At 52.9% G+C, this 15,112-nt stretch carries 13 protein-coding genes; 12 read left to right on the top strand and 1 reads right to left on the bottom strand.

Annotated features, from left to right (window positions below):
- The first annotated feature begins 5 nt into the window (after positions 1 to 5).
- The 7 genes from prdB (at position 6) to rarD (ending at position 5,882) form a co-directional block, all read left to right on the top strand.
- The gene (gene prdB, locus ACE418_RS09645) at positions 6 to 731 is read left to right on the top strand and encodes a D-proline reductase (dithiol) protein PrdB (RefSeq protein ID WP_416450410.1); all 726 of its coding nucleotides are present in this window, start codon (positions 6 to 8) and stop codon (positions 729 to 731) included.
- Between the two features lie 182 nt (positions 732 to 913).
- The gene (locus ACE418_RS09640) at positions 914 to 1,957 is read left to right on the top strand and encodes a proline racemase family protein (protein WP_416450409.1); all 1,044 of its coding nucleotides are present in this window, start codon (positions 914 to 916) and stop codon (positions 1,955 to 1,957) included.
- A 69-nt stretch (positions 1,958 to 2,026) separates the two neighbouring features.
- Entirely contained in the window at positions 2,027 to 2,809 is a 783-nt protein-coding gene (locus tag ACE418_RS09635; protein ID WP_416450408.1) for an ABC transporter substrate-binding protein, read from the top strand.
- 74 nt (positions 2,810 to 2,883) lie between these two features.
- Positions 2,884 to 3,543 carry an amino acid ABC transporter permease gene (locus ACE418_RS09630; RefSeq protein WP_416450407.1) on the top strand — a complete coding sequence of 220 codons (660 nt, stop codon included), beginning with the start codon at positions 2,884 to 2,886 and terminating at the stop codon, positions 3,541 to 3,543.
- A complete protein-coding gene (locus tag ACE418_RS09625; RefSeq protein WP_014015389.1) occupies positions 3,540 to 4,262 on the top strand; it encodes an amino acid ABC transporter ATP-binding protein in 723 nt (240 codons plus the stop codon). The genes ACE418_RS09630 and ACE418_RS09625 overlap by 4 nt, the downstream gene beginning before the upstream one ends.
- A 12-nt stretch (positions 4,263 to 4,274) precedes the next feature.
- Entirely contained in the window at positions 4,275 to 4,892 is a 618-nt protein-coding gene (locus ACE418_RS09620; protein WP_416450406.1) for a cytidylate kinase-like family protein, read from the top strand.
- 96 nt (positions 4,893 to 4,988) lie between these two features.
- Positions 4,989 to 5,882, top strand: a complete 894-nt coding sequence (gene rarD / locus ACE418_RS09615; RefSeq protein ID WP_416450405.1) for an EamA family transporter RarD — start codon at positions 4,989 to 4,991, stop codon at positions 5,880 to 5,882.
- A gap of 293 nt (positions 5,883 to 6,175) precedes the next feature.
- On the opposite strand, the gene ACE418_RS09610 is transcribed toward rarD, so the two are convergent.
- Positions 6,176 to 7,543: an aminopeptidase gene (locus ACE418_RS09610; protein WP_416450404.1), complete on the bottom strand. Its 1,368-nt coding sequence runs from the start codon at positions 7,541 to 7,543 to the stop codon at positions 6,176 to 6,178.
- A gap of 174 nt (positions 7,544 to 7,717) precedes the next feature.
- Between ACE418_RS09610 and ACE418_RS09605 the strand changes: the two genes are divergently transcribed.
- From ACE418_RS09605 to fusA, 5 genes are all read left to right on the top strand, one after another.
- A complete protein-coding gene (locus tag ACE418_RS09605) occupies positions 7,718 to 8,911 on the top strand; it encodes a M20 metallopeptidase family protein (protein WP_416450403.1) in 1,194 nt (397 codons plus the stop codon).
- Positions 8,912 to 9,165: 254 nt separating this feature from the next.
- Positions 9,166 to 9,570 (top strand): RrF2 family transcriptional regulator, encoded by a 405-nt coding sequence (locus ACE418_RS09600; RefSeq protein WP_416450402.1) that lies wholly within the window; start codon positions 9,166 to 9,168, stop codon positions 9,568 to 9,570.
- Complete coding sequence (locus ACE418_RS13655) at positions 9,570 to 11,483, top strand: acyl-CoA dehydrogenase family protein (protein ID WP_458575134.1); 1,914 nt, start codon at positions 9,570 to 9,572, stop codon at positions 11,481 to 11,483. Before ACE418_RS09600 ends, ACE418_RS13655 begins: the two co-directional genes overlap by 1 nt.
- Before the next feature lie 24 nt (positions 11,484 to 11,507).
- Positions 11,508 to 12,728, top strand: a complete 1,221-nt coding sequence (locus tag ACE418_RS09585) for an FprA family A-type flavoprotein (protein WP_416450401.1) — start codon at positions 11,508 to 11,510, stop codon at positions 12,726 to 12,728.
- A 238-nt stretch (positions 12,729 to 12,966) separates the two neighbouring features.
- Positions 12,967 to 15,033 (top strand): elongation factor G, encoded by a 2,067-nt coding sequence (gene fusA / locus ACE418_RS09580; RefSeq protein ID WP_416450400.1) that lies wholly within the window; start codon positions 12,967 to 12,969, stop codon positions 15,031 to 15,033.
- The last annotated feature ends 79 nt before the right edge of the window (positions 15,034 to 15,112 follow it).

Genomic DNA, 15,112 nt, shown 5'->3' with positions numbered 1-15,112 from the left:
TAGTTATGAACTTAACGACTGTAGAAGGGATGCGTTCGGAAATCTTCGTTCCCGTTACACCGAAACCGGTATTTACTGAATTAAAGAAACCACTGAATGAATGTAAAGTCGCCTTTATTACCGCTGGCGGCATCCATAAAAAAGACCAGACACCATTCAATACGTCCGGGGATTTTACCTATCGTGTCATCCCCTTCGATACGCCATCGTCGAACCTGATGGTTACTCACGGCGGCTTCGATAACTCCGATATCAACAAAGACGTCAACGCCATGTTCCCCATCGACCGCCTGCACGAACTGGTTAAAGAAGGCTTCATCGGATCCTTGCCGGAAGAAACGTATACCTTCATGGGCGGCGGCGGCAACGTCGAAAAATTCCGCAATGAAACGGGCCCGGAAATCGCCAAGAAGCTCAAAGCCCAGGGCGTCGACATCGTCCTCTGCACCGGCGGCTGCGGGACCTGCCATCGTTCGGCTACCATCGTTACCCGCTGCTGTGAAGCCGAAGGCATGAGCTGTTGTGTCATCGCCGCCCTGCCGCCCATTGCCCGCCAGCAAGGGGCTCCGCGCATTACGGCGCCGCATGTCCCCATTGGCTCCAATGCCGGCGAACCGAATAATATCCCCATGCAGACGGCCATCCTCAAGGAATCCCTGGAATGGGTCCGCGACTGCCCGAGCTATAATGGCCTGAAAGTCCTCCCCTATGAATACCGTCACAATGTGTAACAACGACGCGTAATAAAAATGTAATAAAGTTAAACGTTGCACGCATATAAAAATAATAGTATAATAAATATGTTCTTAAAAATATTAAATAAATAAGAATAAAAATTAAAATAAACAACGGCGTTTATCTCCATAACAGATAAACGCCGTTGCTCGTTTTAAGGAGTGAAAGGGGAGATTCGATGTGGCATGCTAATCAGGAACGCCTGATGGAAAAACTGAAGGGCGAAGAAAAATTCCTGGTCATCGATTCGCATACCATGGGTGAACCGACGCGCATCGTCGTCAATGGATTTCCTCATGCGCCAGGCAGGACGATGATGGAAAAGAAGCAGTACATCGCCAAGCACTATGATGCCTATCGCAAGGCCATCTTACTGGAACCGCGGGGCCATACGAATATGTTCGGAGCCATCCTCATGACGCCGGTCCACGAAGAAGCCGACGTCGGTGTCGTCTTCATGGACAGCGGCGGATACCTGAACATGTGCGGCCACGGATCCATCGGCGTGGCGACGGTGCTGGTCAATGAACAGATGATACCCGTCCACGAACCCTATACGGACATCTGCCTCGATGCGCCGTCAGGCCTCATCAGGGCCCACGTCAAAGTCGAAGAAGGCCGGGCCGTGGAAGTGACCATTACCAACGTGCCCTGTTTCTTATACCGGACAGGGGTCACGGTTTCCGTCGATGGCTTAGGCCACGTTGCACTGGACATCGCCTTTGGCGGCAGCTTCTTCGCCCTCGTCGATGCCGATGCCCTGGGGATGCGCTTAGAGCCGGACAATATCCGGACGATTATCGACACGGGAATGAACATCCTCCGGGCCGTCAACGACCAGGAAGTCGTGGCCCATCCCGAACTGGACATCCACAGCGTCGATTTAGTCGAATTTTACGGCCAGGCCGACCGGCCCGAAGCGACCATGAAGAATGCCGTCGTCTTCGGCAACTACCAGATCGACCGCAGCCCCTGCGGGACCGGTACCAGCGCCAAGGTGGCGTCGTTGTACTTGCGGGGGAAATTGAAGAAAAATGAACTTTTCGTTTATGAAAGTATCATGGGGACCTTGTTCAAAGCCCGTATCGTAGATGATGCCAACGTCGGCGGCATGGCCGCGGCGATTCCGCAGATTACGGGCAGTGCCTATATTACCGGCATCAACTGCCTGGTCCTCGATGAGACGGACCCGTTCCGTCACGGTTTCCAGATTCAAGCCTGAATAGACAGTTCCGGTCATAAGACCTGAATGATAGATTCTAGTCATACATGTGAAGAGGGGTGCCTGATTATGATGATGAACAGTAAGGTAAAAAAAGCGATCTTAGCCGGCCTGAGCGCCGTCGTATCCATATCCGTCTTAGCTGGCTGCGGCGGGGGAAGCGGCAGCAGCGATAAGGCCAGCCTGAAGGGGAAAGAATTGAAAGTAGCGACTGGGATCTATGCGCCCTTTGCTTTCAAAGATGAAAACAGCAACCTCGTCGGCTTCGATCTGGACCTGCTCGATGCCATGTCCAAGAAACTGGGCTTCACCTACAAGGTCACGCCGACGGAATATGACAACATGTTCATGGCCGTCGCCAATGGCGAATACGATATCGGCATGGGCCAGGTCTGCATTACGGAAGACCGCAAGAAGAAGATGGACTTTACCGAACCCTATGAAAACGCCGGCCTGCAGTTCGTCGTCCGCAAGGATGAAAACATCACGTCAGTCGATCAGTTGAAAGGCAAGAAGATTGCCGTTGAAAAAGGGACGGCTGCCCATAAGTACGTCACGGAACATTGCAAGGATTCAGAAATCGTCGTCTTCCCGGCTATTTCCGCGGCCTTTATGGAAGTCGAACAGGGCAAAGCCGACGCCCTCATGCAGGATAAACCGAATGCCGTCTATTATTTGAAGAAACATCCCGACAGCGGCCTGACCCTCTTAGGCGATGAAACGGCCAAGATACCCGATGGCTTCGCCCTGCCGAAAGACAGCCCGTATAAAGCTGAATTCGACAAGGCCCTGAAAGAATTGCAGGAAGACGGGACGATCAAGAAACTGGAAGATAAGTGGCTGAACGTCTAACACATCAGCCAGTCAGCAGTGGCCCGGCAAGAGTCGTACTTTTGCCGGACTTCTTGCTATAAGGGGGGAATCTTATGTTTAACTGGGAACACTTGGATATCATCGTCGGTGTCGTTACGAGCGGCCTGTTCTGGACCGTCGTCATTTCCGTGACGAGTATCGTCATCGGCTATTTCATCGGGCTGGTTACGGGTTTTTCCCGGGCCCGCAATATACGTATCCTCAAGAGCATCAGCGCTTTCTACGTCTGGATCATCCGCAGTACGCCAATCCTGGTCCAGGCCTTGTACATCTATTTCGTCATGCCGAAACTCTTTGGCCTCCATTTATCTCATGAAGCGGCAGGTATCCTCTGCGTGTCCCTAAATGCCGGGGCGTACATCTCGGAAATCGTCCGCGGTGCCATCCTGGAAGTGCCGAAAGGCCAGTGGGAAGCCGGCATGTCCCTGGGGATGACGAAGTTCCAGATTGTCATGAAGCTCATCTTGCCCATGGCTTTTCGGACCATGCTGCCGGCACTGGGCAACCAGTTCATCATTACCGTAAAGGATACGTCCATCCTGACTGTCATCGGCGTCGCCGAAATGACCTATCAGGCAGGCCAGTATGCTTCGTCGAACTTTGAATTCGTCGAAAGCTATACGGTCCTGGCCGTGTTCTACTTAGTCTTGATTTCGCTGCTGACCGTAGCCGTCAATGTCTGTGAACAGAAGATGGGAGCTGATGTAAAATGATGAGAATTGAACATTTGAAGAAACAGTATGGTGATAACCTGGTCCTGAACGATATCAGCCTGTCCCTAGACGATGAAGTCACGTGTATCCTGGGACCGTCCGGAGCCGGCAAGAGTACCTTCCTGCGCTGCCTGAACCTGCTGGAATCGCCGACAGGCGGCGACATCAAATACAACGGCCAGAGCATCCTCCAGCCTGGCTATGATATCCGCAAGATGCGCGAAGAAGTGACCATGGTTTTCCAGCATTTCAACCTCTTTCCCCTGCGCAACGTCGTCGGCAACGTCATGCTGGCCCTGCAGAGTGTCAAGCACATGAAGAAAGCCGACGCCCATGACATTGCCATGGAAATGCTGAAAAAAGTCGATATGGCCGACAAGGCCGAAAAGATGCCGGATATGCTCTCCGGCGGCCAGCAGCAGCGCGTCGCCATTGCCCGTGCCCTGGCCATGAATCCTAAGATGATCCTCTTTGATGAACCGACGTCGGCCCTGGATCCGGAACTCGTCGGCGGCGTCCTCGACGTCATGCGCGACCTGGCCCACAATGGTATGTCTATGGTCATCGTGACTCATGAAATGGCCTTTGCCCGTGACGTATCGGACCGTATCGTCTTCATGGCCGACAGCATCGTCCAGGAAGATACGACGCCGGCTGAGTTCTTCAGCCACCCCAAGACGGAACGGGCGCGCAATTTCCTGAGCCGTTTCTTGTCATAAGGAGGGAGTGGCATGGAAAAATTCATCATTACCATCAATCGCCAGTTCGGCAGCATGGGCCGGCCCATTGCCAAAGAAATGGCAGAAGCCTTGAACGTCGAGTTTTATGACCGTGACCTCATTGAAGCGGCAGCGAAACGGATGAACATGTCGCTGTCCATGGCCAGTGATTTGGAAGAATCGGCCAAGCCGAACCGCTTCTGGCGCATGTGTTTCCCCTTGGGGCACGATGAATCGCGGAAACAGGATGAACTCTTCCAGGTCGAAAAGAAAATCATCCTGGACCTGGCCGATGCCAAGTCCTGCATCATCGTCGGACGCTGCTCGGATTCCATCTTGAAATGTTCTAAGCATTTGCTGCGCATCTTTATCTATGCGCCGTATAAAGAACGGCTCAAAAACTGCGTCGAACGGCTCAAAATGGACGAACGGACGGCCAAGGAAATGATACGCAACGTCGACCGGGCCCGCGATGCTTATCAGGTTCGCTACGCAGGCTATCTGCCAGGCGATTTCCACCATACGGACCTGCTCATCAACAGCAGCTTCCTCGGCGTCGAAGCGACGGCCCAGTATTTGACCGAACTGGTACTCAAAAAATACGGCTCCCATCATATCGAAGAAGACTAACAGCGCTCCCGCCAGGGACATCGCCCTCGTTATTGACAAACGCAACTACTTATTGCATGATAGTAGGAACAATGAGTGAGGTAAAGGAGATGTCTTATGGACGGGAGCAAAATCTGTTATATCTATTTCATTTTGAGTCAGGCCATCTGGGGCGTACTGCCGGCTTTCTGGCTGCTATTGCGGCAGCTGCCGCCGCTGTACACCCTGGCCTCGCGGATTATCTGGGCCTCGGTCTTCTGTTTTTTACTGATATTGCAGAAAAAGCTCCTGCCCGACCTGAAAGGGGTCCGACAGGAGCGCTGGCAATGGCCGTATATTGCCGGGGCCTGTATCTTCATCACTTTGAACTGGGGGTCTTATATTTACGCAACGACACAGGGATTCATCCTCCAGGCCAGCCTGGCCTATTTCATCAATCCTATCGTCCTCGTCTTCTTTGGCGGACTGATCTTCCATGAACGGCTGCGGCCGGTCCAGAAACTGTCCGTCGTCGTCGCCGCTACCGGCCTGGTTCTGGCCTTCTGCCTGTACGGCGTCGTCCCCTGGCTATCGTTCCTCATCTGCCTGACCTGGGCGACGTACAGCATGCTGAAAAAGAAAGTCCGCCTGGACAGCCAGGTTTCGGTCTTCATCGAATCCTTTTCCATGGTACCCCTGTCCCTGCTGTTCATTGCCTTCAGCGAATATCACGGCATGGGAGCTGTCGGGACCTTCCAGGGCTGGCAATGGCTGCTCCTGCCGGCGACAGGCGTCGTCACGGCCATTCCGATGATGCTCTTTTCAGCCGGCGTCAAAGGCGTCCCCATTACGACTGGCGGCATGCTCATGTACCTCTCGCCGAGCATCACCCTGGTCATCGGCCTCTTGAGCGGCGAAACCATCACACCGCCCCTGCGCCTGACCTTCTGCTTCGCCTGGACCGCCGTCGCCCTTTACATGTACGGCCTTTACCAAACTATCAAAGGGCTCCGGGAAAGCGGATACCATTAGGCACGGTCTCTGTTTATGAATGACGATGTAGGGGCTCGCACGTGGCGAGCCCGCGTCAGGATATGTACGATTTCCCGGCTAGTTTGCTAAGAGAACGATTCAAATACTCGGGGGTCGCCCACGTGGCGACCCCTACAGAAAAAAGGGACTATCGCACGAAGGCTCATACCATCCCACTAACCCCTAACCCCTAACCCCTAACCCCTAACCCCTAACCCCTAACCCCTAACCCCTAACCCCTAACCCCTAACCCCTAAAAAAGGCGCTGTCGCAGGAAGACAGCGCCTTTTTCATCACTTACTTTCAAAGAATGCTTTATAGGCCAGGTAGCCGCTGTAGGCGTCGGCTTTGGCGACGATTTCCAGGGGAGCGTGCATGCTGTGCATGGCTACGCCGCAGTCGACGACGTCGCAGCCCCAGTCGGCCATGATGTAGGCGATGGTACCGCCGCCGCCCTGGTCGACCTTGCCCAGTTCTCCGACCTGCCAGGGAACTTCTTTTTCGTTGAAGATGCGGCGGATCTTGGCCATGAATTCCGCATTGGCATCGTTGCTGCCGGCCTTGCCGCGGGCTCCGGTGTATTTGCACAGGCAGATGCCGTAGCCGAGCTTGGCCGAATTCTGTTCTTCATAGGCATCGGCAAAGACCGGGTCGAAGGCAGCGCAGACGTCAGCCGACAGGACTTCACTGTTACGCAGGGTCCGGCGCAGCCAGATTTCTTCGTCATGGCCCTGGAGGGACAGCAGTTCGGCGATGAAATCCGGGAAATACGAGGAGTGGACGCCGGTATTGCCGACGGAGCCGATTTCTTCTTTATCGGCAAAGAGGGCGGCCTGTGTCTTTTCGCCTGGCGCGGCATCGAGGATGGCCGCCAGGTTGGCATAGGAGCAGACGCGGTCGTCATGGCCGTGGGACATGATCATCGACCGGTCGAGGCCGACATCGCGGCTCTTGACGGCCGGGATGATTTCCAGTTCGGCACTGGTGAAATCTTCTTCTTCGATGCCGTATTTTTCTTTTAACAGGGAGAGGATGGCCGGTTTCGTCTTTTCCCCTTCGCCGTTCGTGCCGGCCAACGGCATGAGCATTTCGCCGCTGATCGCTTCGGAGAGCTTTTTGGCGGCCTGGTCCTTGCCCAGGTGGGGCAGGAGGTCGTTGATGAACAAGACCGGATCGCCCGGGTCTTCGCCGATGGAGACATCGACGCGGCTGCCGTCGGCTTTATAGACGACGCCGACCAGGGACAATGGCAGGCAGACCCATTGATATTTTAACAAGCCACCATAGTAATGGGTCTTGAAATAGACGATTTTATTCTTTTCGACGACCGGCATGGCCTTGACGTCCAGACGCGGGCAGTCGATATGGGAACCGACGATTTTCAATCCTTTTTCGATGGGCTCGGAGCCGATGACGGCCAAGATGACCGATTTCCCTTTCTGGTCCCAGTAGACCTTGTCACCGGCTTTCAGGCTGGTGAAGTCAGTCAGCGGCTGGAAGCCGGCATTTTTAGCCTGGCGGATGATTTCCTGGTTGGCCAGCCGTTCGGTCCGGGCCGTGTCCAGGAACTGGCGGTAGTGGACGCTGTAGGCTTCCATCTGGCCGCGCTGTTCCGGCGAGAAGCGGGCCCAGACGCTGTTTTCTGTATCAAATGCTTTCATGAATAAGCCTCCTCTGTACATGATGATGTGTGACATTGCAACCTTATTATAACGCACTTATGGGAGCTGGGCCAGCTCTTGAAAAAGAGAGGGGGAGTCGTTGTATTTCTTTATATTATGTGGTATTATTAATCATATTTAATAAATAATAATTCACACATGGGAGGGTTTGCCATGATCGATAAAATGACTATCAAAGACTTAGTAAAGCAGGCTGTGCCTGATATTTGCGCCATGCGCCGTCACATTCATGAAAATCCGGAATTATCCGGCCAGGAAGTGGAAACGGCTGCCTTTATGGCAGCCAAGCTGCGTTCTTTCGGCATCGACGTACAGGAGCACGTCGCCGGTACGACGGCAGTCCTGGGGACGCTCAAAGGCGGCAGGCCAGGCCCGGTCATCGCCTTGCGGGCCGACATGGATGCTCTGCCCATGACGGAAGAAACGGGCCTGCCCTTTGCGTCTAATTTTGCCGGCAAGATGCATGCCTGCGGCCATGACGGTCACATGAGCATCCTCCTCGGCGCGGCAGAAGTTTTGAGCCAGCTGAAGGCGGACATTCCCGGTACGGTCGTTTTCATCTGCCAGCCGGCCGAAGAAAAATCGCCTGTCGGCGGGGCCAAAGGCCTGGTGGCTTCCGGTGCCCTCGACGGGGTCGATGCCGTTTACGGCCTCCACGTCTGGCCGACCCTGCCCAGCGGCAAGATCGGTGTCCTGCCAGGGCCGATGATGGCCGCTTCGGACCATATCCGCATCGTCCTCAACGGTAAGGCCAGCCATGCCGCCATGCCCCACAAAGGGGTCGACACCATTGTCGCCGCCGCTCAGTTCCTGACGGCAGCCCAGACCATCATCAGCCGCCGCGTCAATCCCCTCTATCCGGCCGTCCTGACTTTTGGCAAGATTACCGGCGGTACGCGCTACAACGTCGTCGCCGATACGGTCGAAATCGAAGGGACATGCCGGACGTATCACGCAGAAGCCCAGGATGCCGTCGAGGCCCATCTCCAGGATACGCTCAAAGGCATCGATGCCATGTACGGGACGGTCAGCCATCTCGACTATGAACGGGGCTATGCCGCAGTCCGCAACACTCCGCAACAGGCAGCCTTTGTTGCTAAGGTCGCCCAGGAATGCTTTGGACCAGATGTACTGGCCAACGTAGAGGAACCGGCGATGACGGCCGAAGACTTTTCCGGCTACCTCCAGAAATTCGATGGCGGCTTCTTCTGGCTCGGCGCAACCAAGCCCGGTGATACAGTCTATCCCCTGCACAACACCCATTTTGCCGTCGATGAAGCCTGCCTGCCTGTCGGCGTCGAACTGATGGTTTCTTTGGTATTGAAAAAAATGAACCTCATGAGATGACGATGGCGGCTACGCTAAGGGGACGTTCAAAAGACTAATTCTTTTCATAATAGATAAGAATTAGTCTTTTTTTTTGCGCTTCTTTCTGGTTTTGCAAGGATAAGCAGCAGAAAGCTGTAAATAAAACGCATATTAACCTGGTTCTTCTTTAGATTTTAGCATGGTCATTATTCTTGACTTTTTTAGTCCACTGAATTATGATACAGACGTACCGGAAAATTAAAATTAATAAATACGGAGAATCCGTTATGTTCATGAACAAACAAACAGATTATGCGCTTCGGATGCTGCGGACTTTGACTGACCAGACACGGCACTGTGTCCGGGACCTGGCAGAAAATGAACGCGTTCCTCAGGCGATTACCTACAAAATTTTAAAAAAATTATCACTGGCCGGTTGGGTCCGGCTTGAACGAGGCCCCGGAGGCGGCTGTCAACTTACGGCTGATTTGAAAAACGTCAGTCTCTACGACTTGATTTGCGTCATGGAAGGCGATACGAATGTGACGGCCTGTATGCAAGGTCATTACGACTGTGAATGGCGCCGTACACATGGTATCTGTAAGATTCATCTGAACTTACATGCCGTCCAGGAAGAAATCAATCAGAGGCTGCGTGCCAAAAGTCTTTGGGACATCATTGGAAGGAGGAGTACTTAATGTTATTTCAAACGACTGCTGAACATGAAGCATTACGCAAGGAAATCCGTCGTTTTGCGGAAGCTGAAATAAAACCAATTGCTTTTTCCTTGGATCAGAATAATGAATTTCCTGCAGATATTGTCAAGGAAATGGCAAAGAAGGGCTGGCTGGGCCTGCCCTATCCGAAAGAATACGGCGGTGCCGGCCTGGATGTGATGAGCTATGCGATTGCTGTCGAAGAATTATCCCGTGTCGACGGGGGTGTCGGCGTCATCGTCTCAGCTCATACGTCCTTGGGCACGTATCCCATTGCAGCGTTTGGCAATGAAGCGCAGAAAAAGAAATACTTAGTACCCTTGGCAAAAGGGGAAAAGTTAGGCGCTTTCGGCCTGACCGAGGAAAATGCCGGCTCCGATGCAGGGGGTACGGAAACGACAGCTGTCGATAAAGGAGATTATTATGTACTTAACGGCGGTAAAATCTTCATCACTAACGCTCCGAAAGCGGATGTCTACGTTGTCTTTGCTGTAACGACGCCGGACATCGGGACGAAAGGGATTTCTGCTTTCATCGTCGAAAAAGGTTGGGACGGTTTCAGCTTTGGTGACCATTATGATAAACTCGGTATCCGTTCTTCGTCGACGGCAGAATTGATCTTCAATGATGTCAAAGTGCCGAAAGAAAACCTGTTGGGAAAGGAAGGACAGGGTTTCAAAATTGCTATGGCGACCTTGGACGGTGGCCGTATCGGCATCGCTTCGCAGGCCCTGGGCATTGCTCAGGGGGCCTATGAAAGTGCGTTGGATTATGCGAAAGAACGCATCCAGTTCGGCCAGCCTATCGGCGTCCATCAAGGGATTTCCTTCAAACTCGCTGATATGGCGACGAAACTGCGTGCTTCCCGCTTCCTCGTCTATTCCGCAGCCGAATTGAAAGAGGCACACCAGCCGTACAGTATGGAAGCCGCTATGGCCAAGATGTATGCTTCTGATGCAGCCGTTGAAATTGCTAACGATGCGTTGCAGGTCTTTGGCGGTTCTGGTTTCCTCAAAGGGATGGACGTTGAACGGGCTTATCGCGATGCCAAGATTACGACGATTTACGAAGGGACGAATGAAATCCAGCGCGTCGTCATCGCTGCCCATCTTTTGGGAAAATTAGGAAAAGCCAGCCACGGTGAAAGCCGCTCGGCCGTGAAAAAAGCGGCGCCTATTACGGGTATCCGCAAGAATCAGATTTTTCGCGACGGCAGTGCTGAAGACAAAGTGGCAGCGCTGGCAGAGGCCCTGCGCCATGATGGATATGATTTTTCAGTCGGTATTCCGGCAGATACGCCGATTGTCCAGGCAGAACGCGTCGTCTCGGCCGGCAAGGGAATCGGTAAAAAAGAAAATATGAAGCTCATCGAAGACCTGGCGCAGGCGGCAGGCGCAGCTATCGGCTCATCCCGTCCGGTTGCAGAAACATTGCGCTATGTGCCTTTGAATCGATATGTCGGCATGTCTGGACAGAAATTCACGGGGAATCTATACATCGCTTGCGGGATTTCCGGGGCGAAACAGCATTTGAAAGGCATCAAGGAAGCTTCGACGATTGTTGCCATCAATAAAAATGGCAATGCACCGATTTTTAAGAATTGCGATTACGGCATCGTCGGTGATGTCCGGGAAATCCTGCCTTTGCTGGCGGACGCATTGGGACGGGACGCAAAGAAACCAGCGCCGCCGATGATTAAGATGAAACGCCCGGTCGTCCCGAAACCCGAACCCATCGGTCCACGCTTCGTCTGCAACGGCTGTGGCTACGAATATATCCCGGAATTTGGCGATGAAGAAGCGGATATTGCACCGGGAACACAGTTTGCGGACTTGCCGGACGATTGGGTATGCCCGGAATGTGCCGAAGAAAAAAGTCATTTTATTCAGGAATGATCCGGCGAAAGGAGACGATAATCTATGTACTGCGTTCGTAAAGTAACAGAAGATGTTTTCTGGGTCGGAGCCAACGACCACAGACTGCATTTATTTGAAAATATCCATCCTATTCCATTAGGTGTTTCTTATAATGCCTACGTCCTTCTCGACAAGGCGACGGTTTTGTTCGATACCGTAGACTGGTCATGCTGCCGCCAGTTCTTGGAAAACGTAGAGCACGTGCTGCAGGGAAGGACGCTGGATTACATGGTCATCAACCATATGGAACCGGACCATTGTGCCAGCATGGAAGAGATCATCCTCCGCTATCCGAAGGTCAAAATCATCAGTACTGAAAAATCCTTCATGCTCATGCGGCAGTTTGGTTTTTCCATTGATAAACAGGAATTGATTGAAGTCAAAGAAGGGGATACGACCTGTTTCGGCAAGCATACCGTTACCTATGTCGAAGCCCCGATGGTCCATTGGCCGGAAGCGATGGTGACGTTGGACCTGACCAACGGCGTTCTCTATTCGGCCGATGCTTTCGGTTCCTTCATCGCGCTCGACGGCAAGCTTTTTGCTGATGAAGTCAATTTTGACAGGGACTGGATTGATGAAGCCCGCCGTTATTATACGAATATCGTTGGCAAATACGGCCCCCACGTCCAGCTCTTGCTAGGGAAAGCCGCAAAAGTCCTGGATAAAATTAAGTATATCTGCCCGCTTCACGGGCCCGTATGGCGGAAGGACTTTGCCTATCTGCTGGATAAGTATCAACATTGGAGCACATATGAACCGGAGACGAAAGGCGTCCTCATCGCCTATGCTTCGATGTATGGCAATACAGAGGCAGCTGCCCAAAACTTGGCTGCTCGTCTCTGCGAAAAAGGCATCACGGAAGTACGCCTCTGCGACGTCTCGAATACCCATGTTTCTGAACTCATTGCCGAGACTTTTAAATATTCCCATCTCGTCCTGGCTTCGGTCACTTACAACCTGGGTATCTATCCCGTTATGCTCGATTTCTTGGAACATATGAAGGGCCTCCACGTCCAGAAACGGACGATTGCAATCATTGAAAACGGTTCTTGGGCCGTTAAATCCGGCGATCTGATGCAGGACTTCATCGACAAGAATTTGAAAGACATGACGGTCCTCAACGAACGCCTGACGCTGGCCTCGGCCATGCATGCCGATAAAGCGCAGGAACTGGAACAACTAGCCGCTGCTTTAGCTGACACTATCGCCCCTTCCTCCTGACCTCTTCTACACAATGCATGGGGTGATATGTTATGGGACCGTCGCATGAAGGTTTCTGCCATCATGCGACGGTCCCTTTTTGCTGGTTAGGGCCTGTTGGCTGTATAAAGAAAGAGCTTCACACTGTCCCACAAAAAATCATAATTCTTTTCAGAAAAATGCAACTTAAAAAAGGAATCTGCCCCCTTCATCTCGAATATATAATATTAACTGAGATTCCATAGGAGGCGATTGTTTTATGAAAGAATACACAAGTGATAAAATTCGCAACGTTGCTGTACTTTCGCATGATGGCGCCGGCAAAACGGCTGTTGTTGAATCCCTGCTGCTTGCCTGCGGTGCTGTCGATGCCGTTGGCGTCGGCAAAGACAACAAGCATATTATGGACTATGAACCGGAAGAAATTAAGAGAAATGTCACCATCCAGCTCGGGATTGCGCCCTGCGAATGGGAAGGCTATAAGCTGAACTTCCTCGATACGCCGGGGTATTCCGAATTCTGCGGCGAAGTCCGCGCGGCCTTGCGTGCCAGTGACGGCATCCTGCTCGTCGTTTCGGCCGAATCGGGCGTCGAAATGGATACGGAACGGGCCTGGGACTACGGCGTCGAATTGAAATTGCCGCGCATGGTCTACGTTAACAAGATGGATGCCGAACATGCTGACTTCTTCGGCTGCCTGGAAAAATTGCGCGCTGTCTTCGGCAAATCGATCATGCCGCTCCAGATCCCTATCGGTGAAGGCACGGATTTCCGCGGCATCATCGACGTCTGCAAGATGGTAGCCTGGGAATGGAATAATGGTGAATGCACGGAAATCAAGGTCCCGCCAGAATACATGGCCAAAGCCCGCGAAGTCCGCGAAATGTGCATGGAAGCCGCTGCCGAAGGCGACGATGAATTGCTGGAAAAATACCTCAACGGTGACGAACTGACCATCGAAGAACTGCGCAAAGGCCTGCGCCAGGGCATGCTGACCGGCCGCGTTTGCCCGCTCATGTGCGGCAGCGCCATCAACCATATCGGTACGGCCGAACTCCTGCGCCGTATCATCACCTACATGCCCGATGCTTCGCAGAAAGTCATGATGGGTACGGATAAGAATACAGGCGAACCGGTCCTGGTCTATCCCAACAAGCCGTTCACGGCCTTCGTATTCAAGACCCTCATCGACCCCTTTGCCGGCAAATTGAGCTATGTCCGCATTTTCTCGGGCGAACTCAAAGAAGGGGATAAATTATACAACATGTCACAGGGTAAAGAAGAAAAGATGGGCAAAGTCCTGACCCTGGTCGGTAAAGAACAGATTCCCGTCCCGGCTGCCATTGCCGGCGATATCGTCGTCCTGCCGAAATTACCGAATGCCCGGACCGGCGATACCTTCGCGGCTCCTGATTTCCCCGTCGTCTATGACCCCATCCGTTTCCCGAACCCGCTGCATACGGTAGCCCTGGTTCCGGAAAAGAAGGGCGAAGAAGAAAAACTGATGAACGCCCTGCTGCGCGTCAGCGAAGAAGACCCGACGTGCCAGGTCGAAAAGAGCAGTGAAGGCAAACAGCTCATCGTCCGCTGCATGGGTGACGTCCACCTCGACCATATCCTGACCAAGATTGAACGGAAATACGGTGTCAAAGCCAAACAGGAAGACGTCTATATCCCGTATCGCGAAACCATCAAGAGCAAGGCGACAGCCGAAGGCAAACACAAGAAACAGAGTGGCGGCCACGGCCAGTTCGGTCATGTCTTCCTGGACATCGAACCACTGACGACAGGCGAACCCTTTGAATTCGTCGATAAGATCTTTGGCGGTGCCGTACCGAAACAGTACATCCCGGCCGTTGAAAAAGGCGTCCGCGAAACCCTGGAAAAAGGCCTCATCGCCGGCTTCCCCATGATCAACGTCAAAGTTACCCTGACCGATGGCTCCTATCATCCTGTCGACTCGTCGGAAATGGCCTTCAAAGTAGCCGCTGCCCAGGCTCTCAAGAAAGCCGTACCGGAAGCCAAGCCGATTCTCCTGGAACCGATTTACAACGTCGACGTCGTCATCCCTGAAGACTACATGGGCGATGTCATGGGCGACTTCAGCAGCCGCCGCGGCCGCATCCTCGGCATGGAACACCATCGCAACCGCAAGGGCATCATCGTCGTCAAAGCCCAGGTCCCGCTGGCAGAAATGAAAGATTACGTCACCGTCCTGCGCTCCATGACCCAGGGCAAAGGCACGTTCAACATGGAATTCTTCGACTATGAAGAAGTACCGAAAAAGATTATGGATGAAATCATCGAAAAAAGAAAAAGTGAATAAAACTAGTGTATAGTCTCTTCCATATATACAACAATCGGTCATTTGCTTAAATCCGGGTACAAAGACACCAGTTTGACTC

This window comes from Megasphaera jansseni, assembly GCF_047974155.1.
Taxonomy (GTDB): domain Bacteria; phylum Bacillota; class Negativicutes; order Veillonellales; family Megasphaeraceae; genus Megasphaera.
The sequence above is the reverse complement of the archived record's forward strand: the minus strand, read 5'-3'. Positions and strand labels throughout refer to the sequence as shown.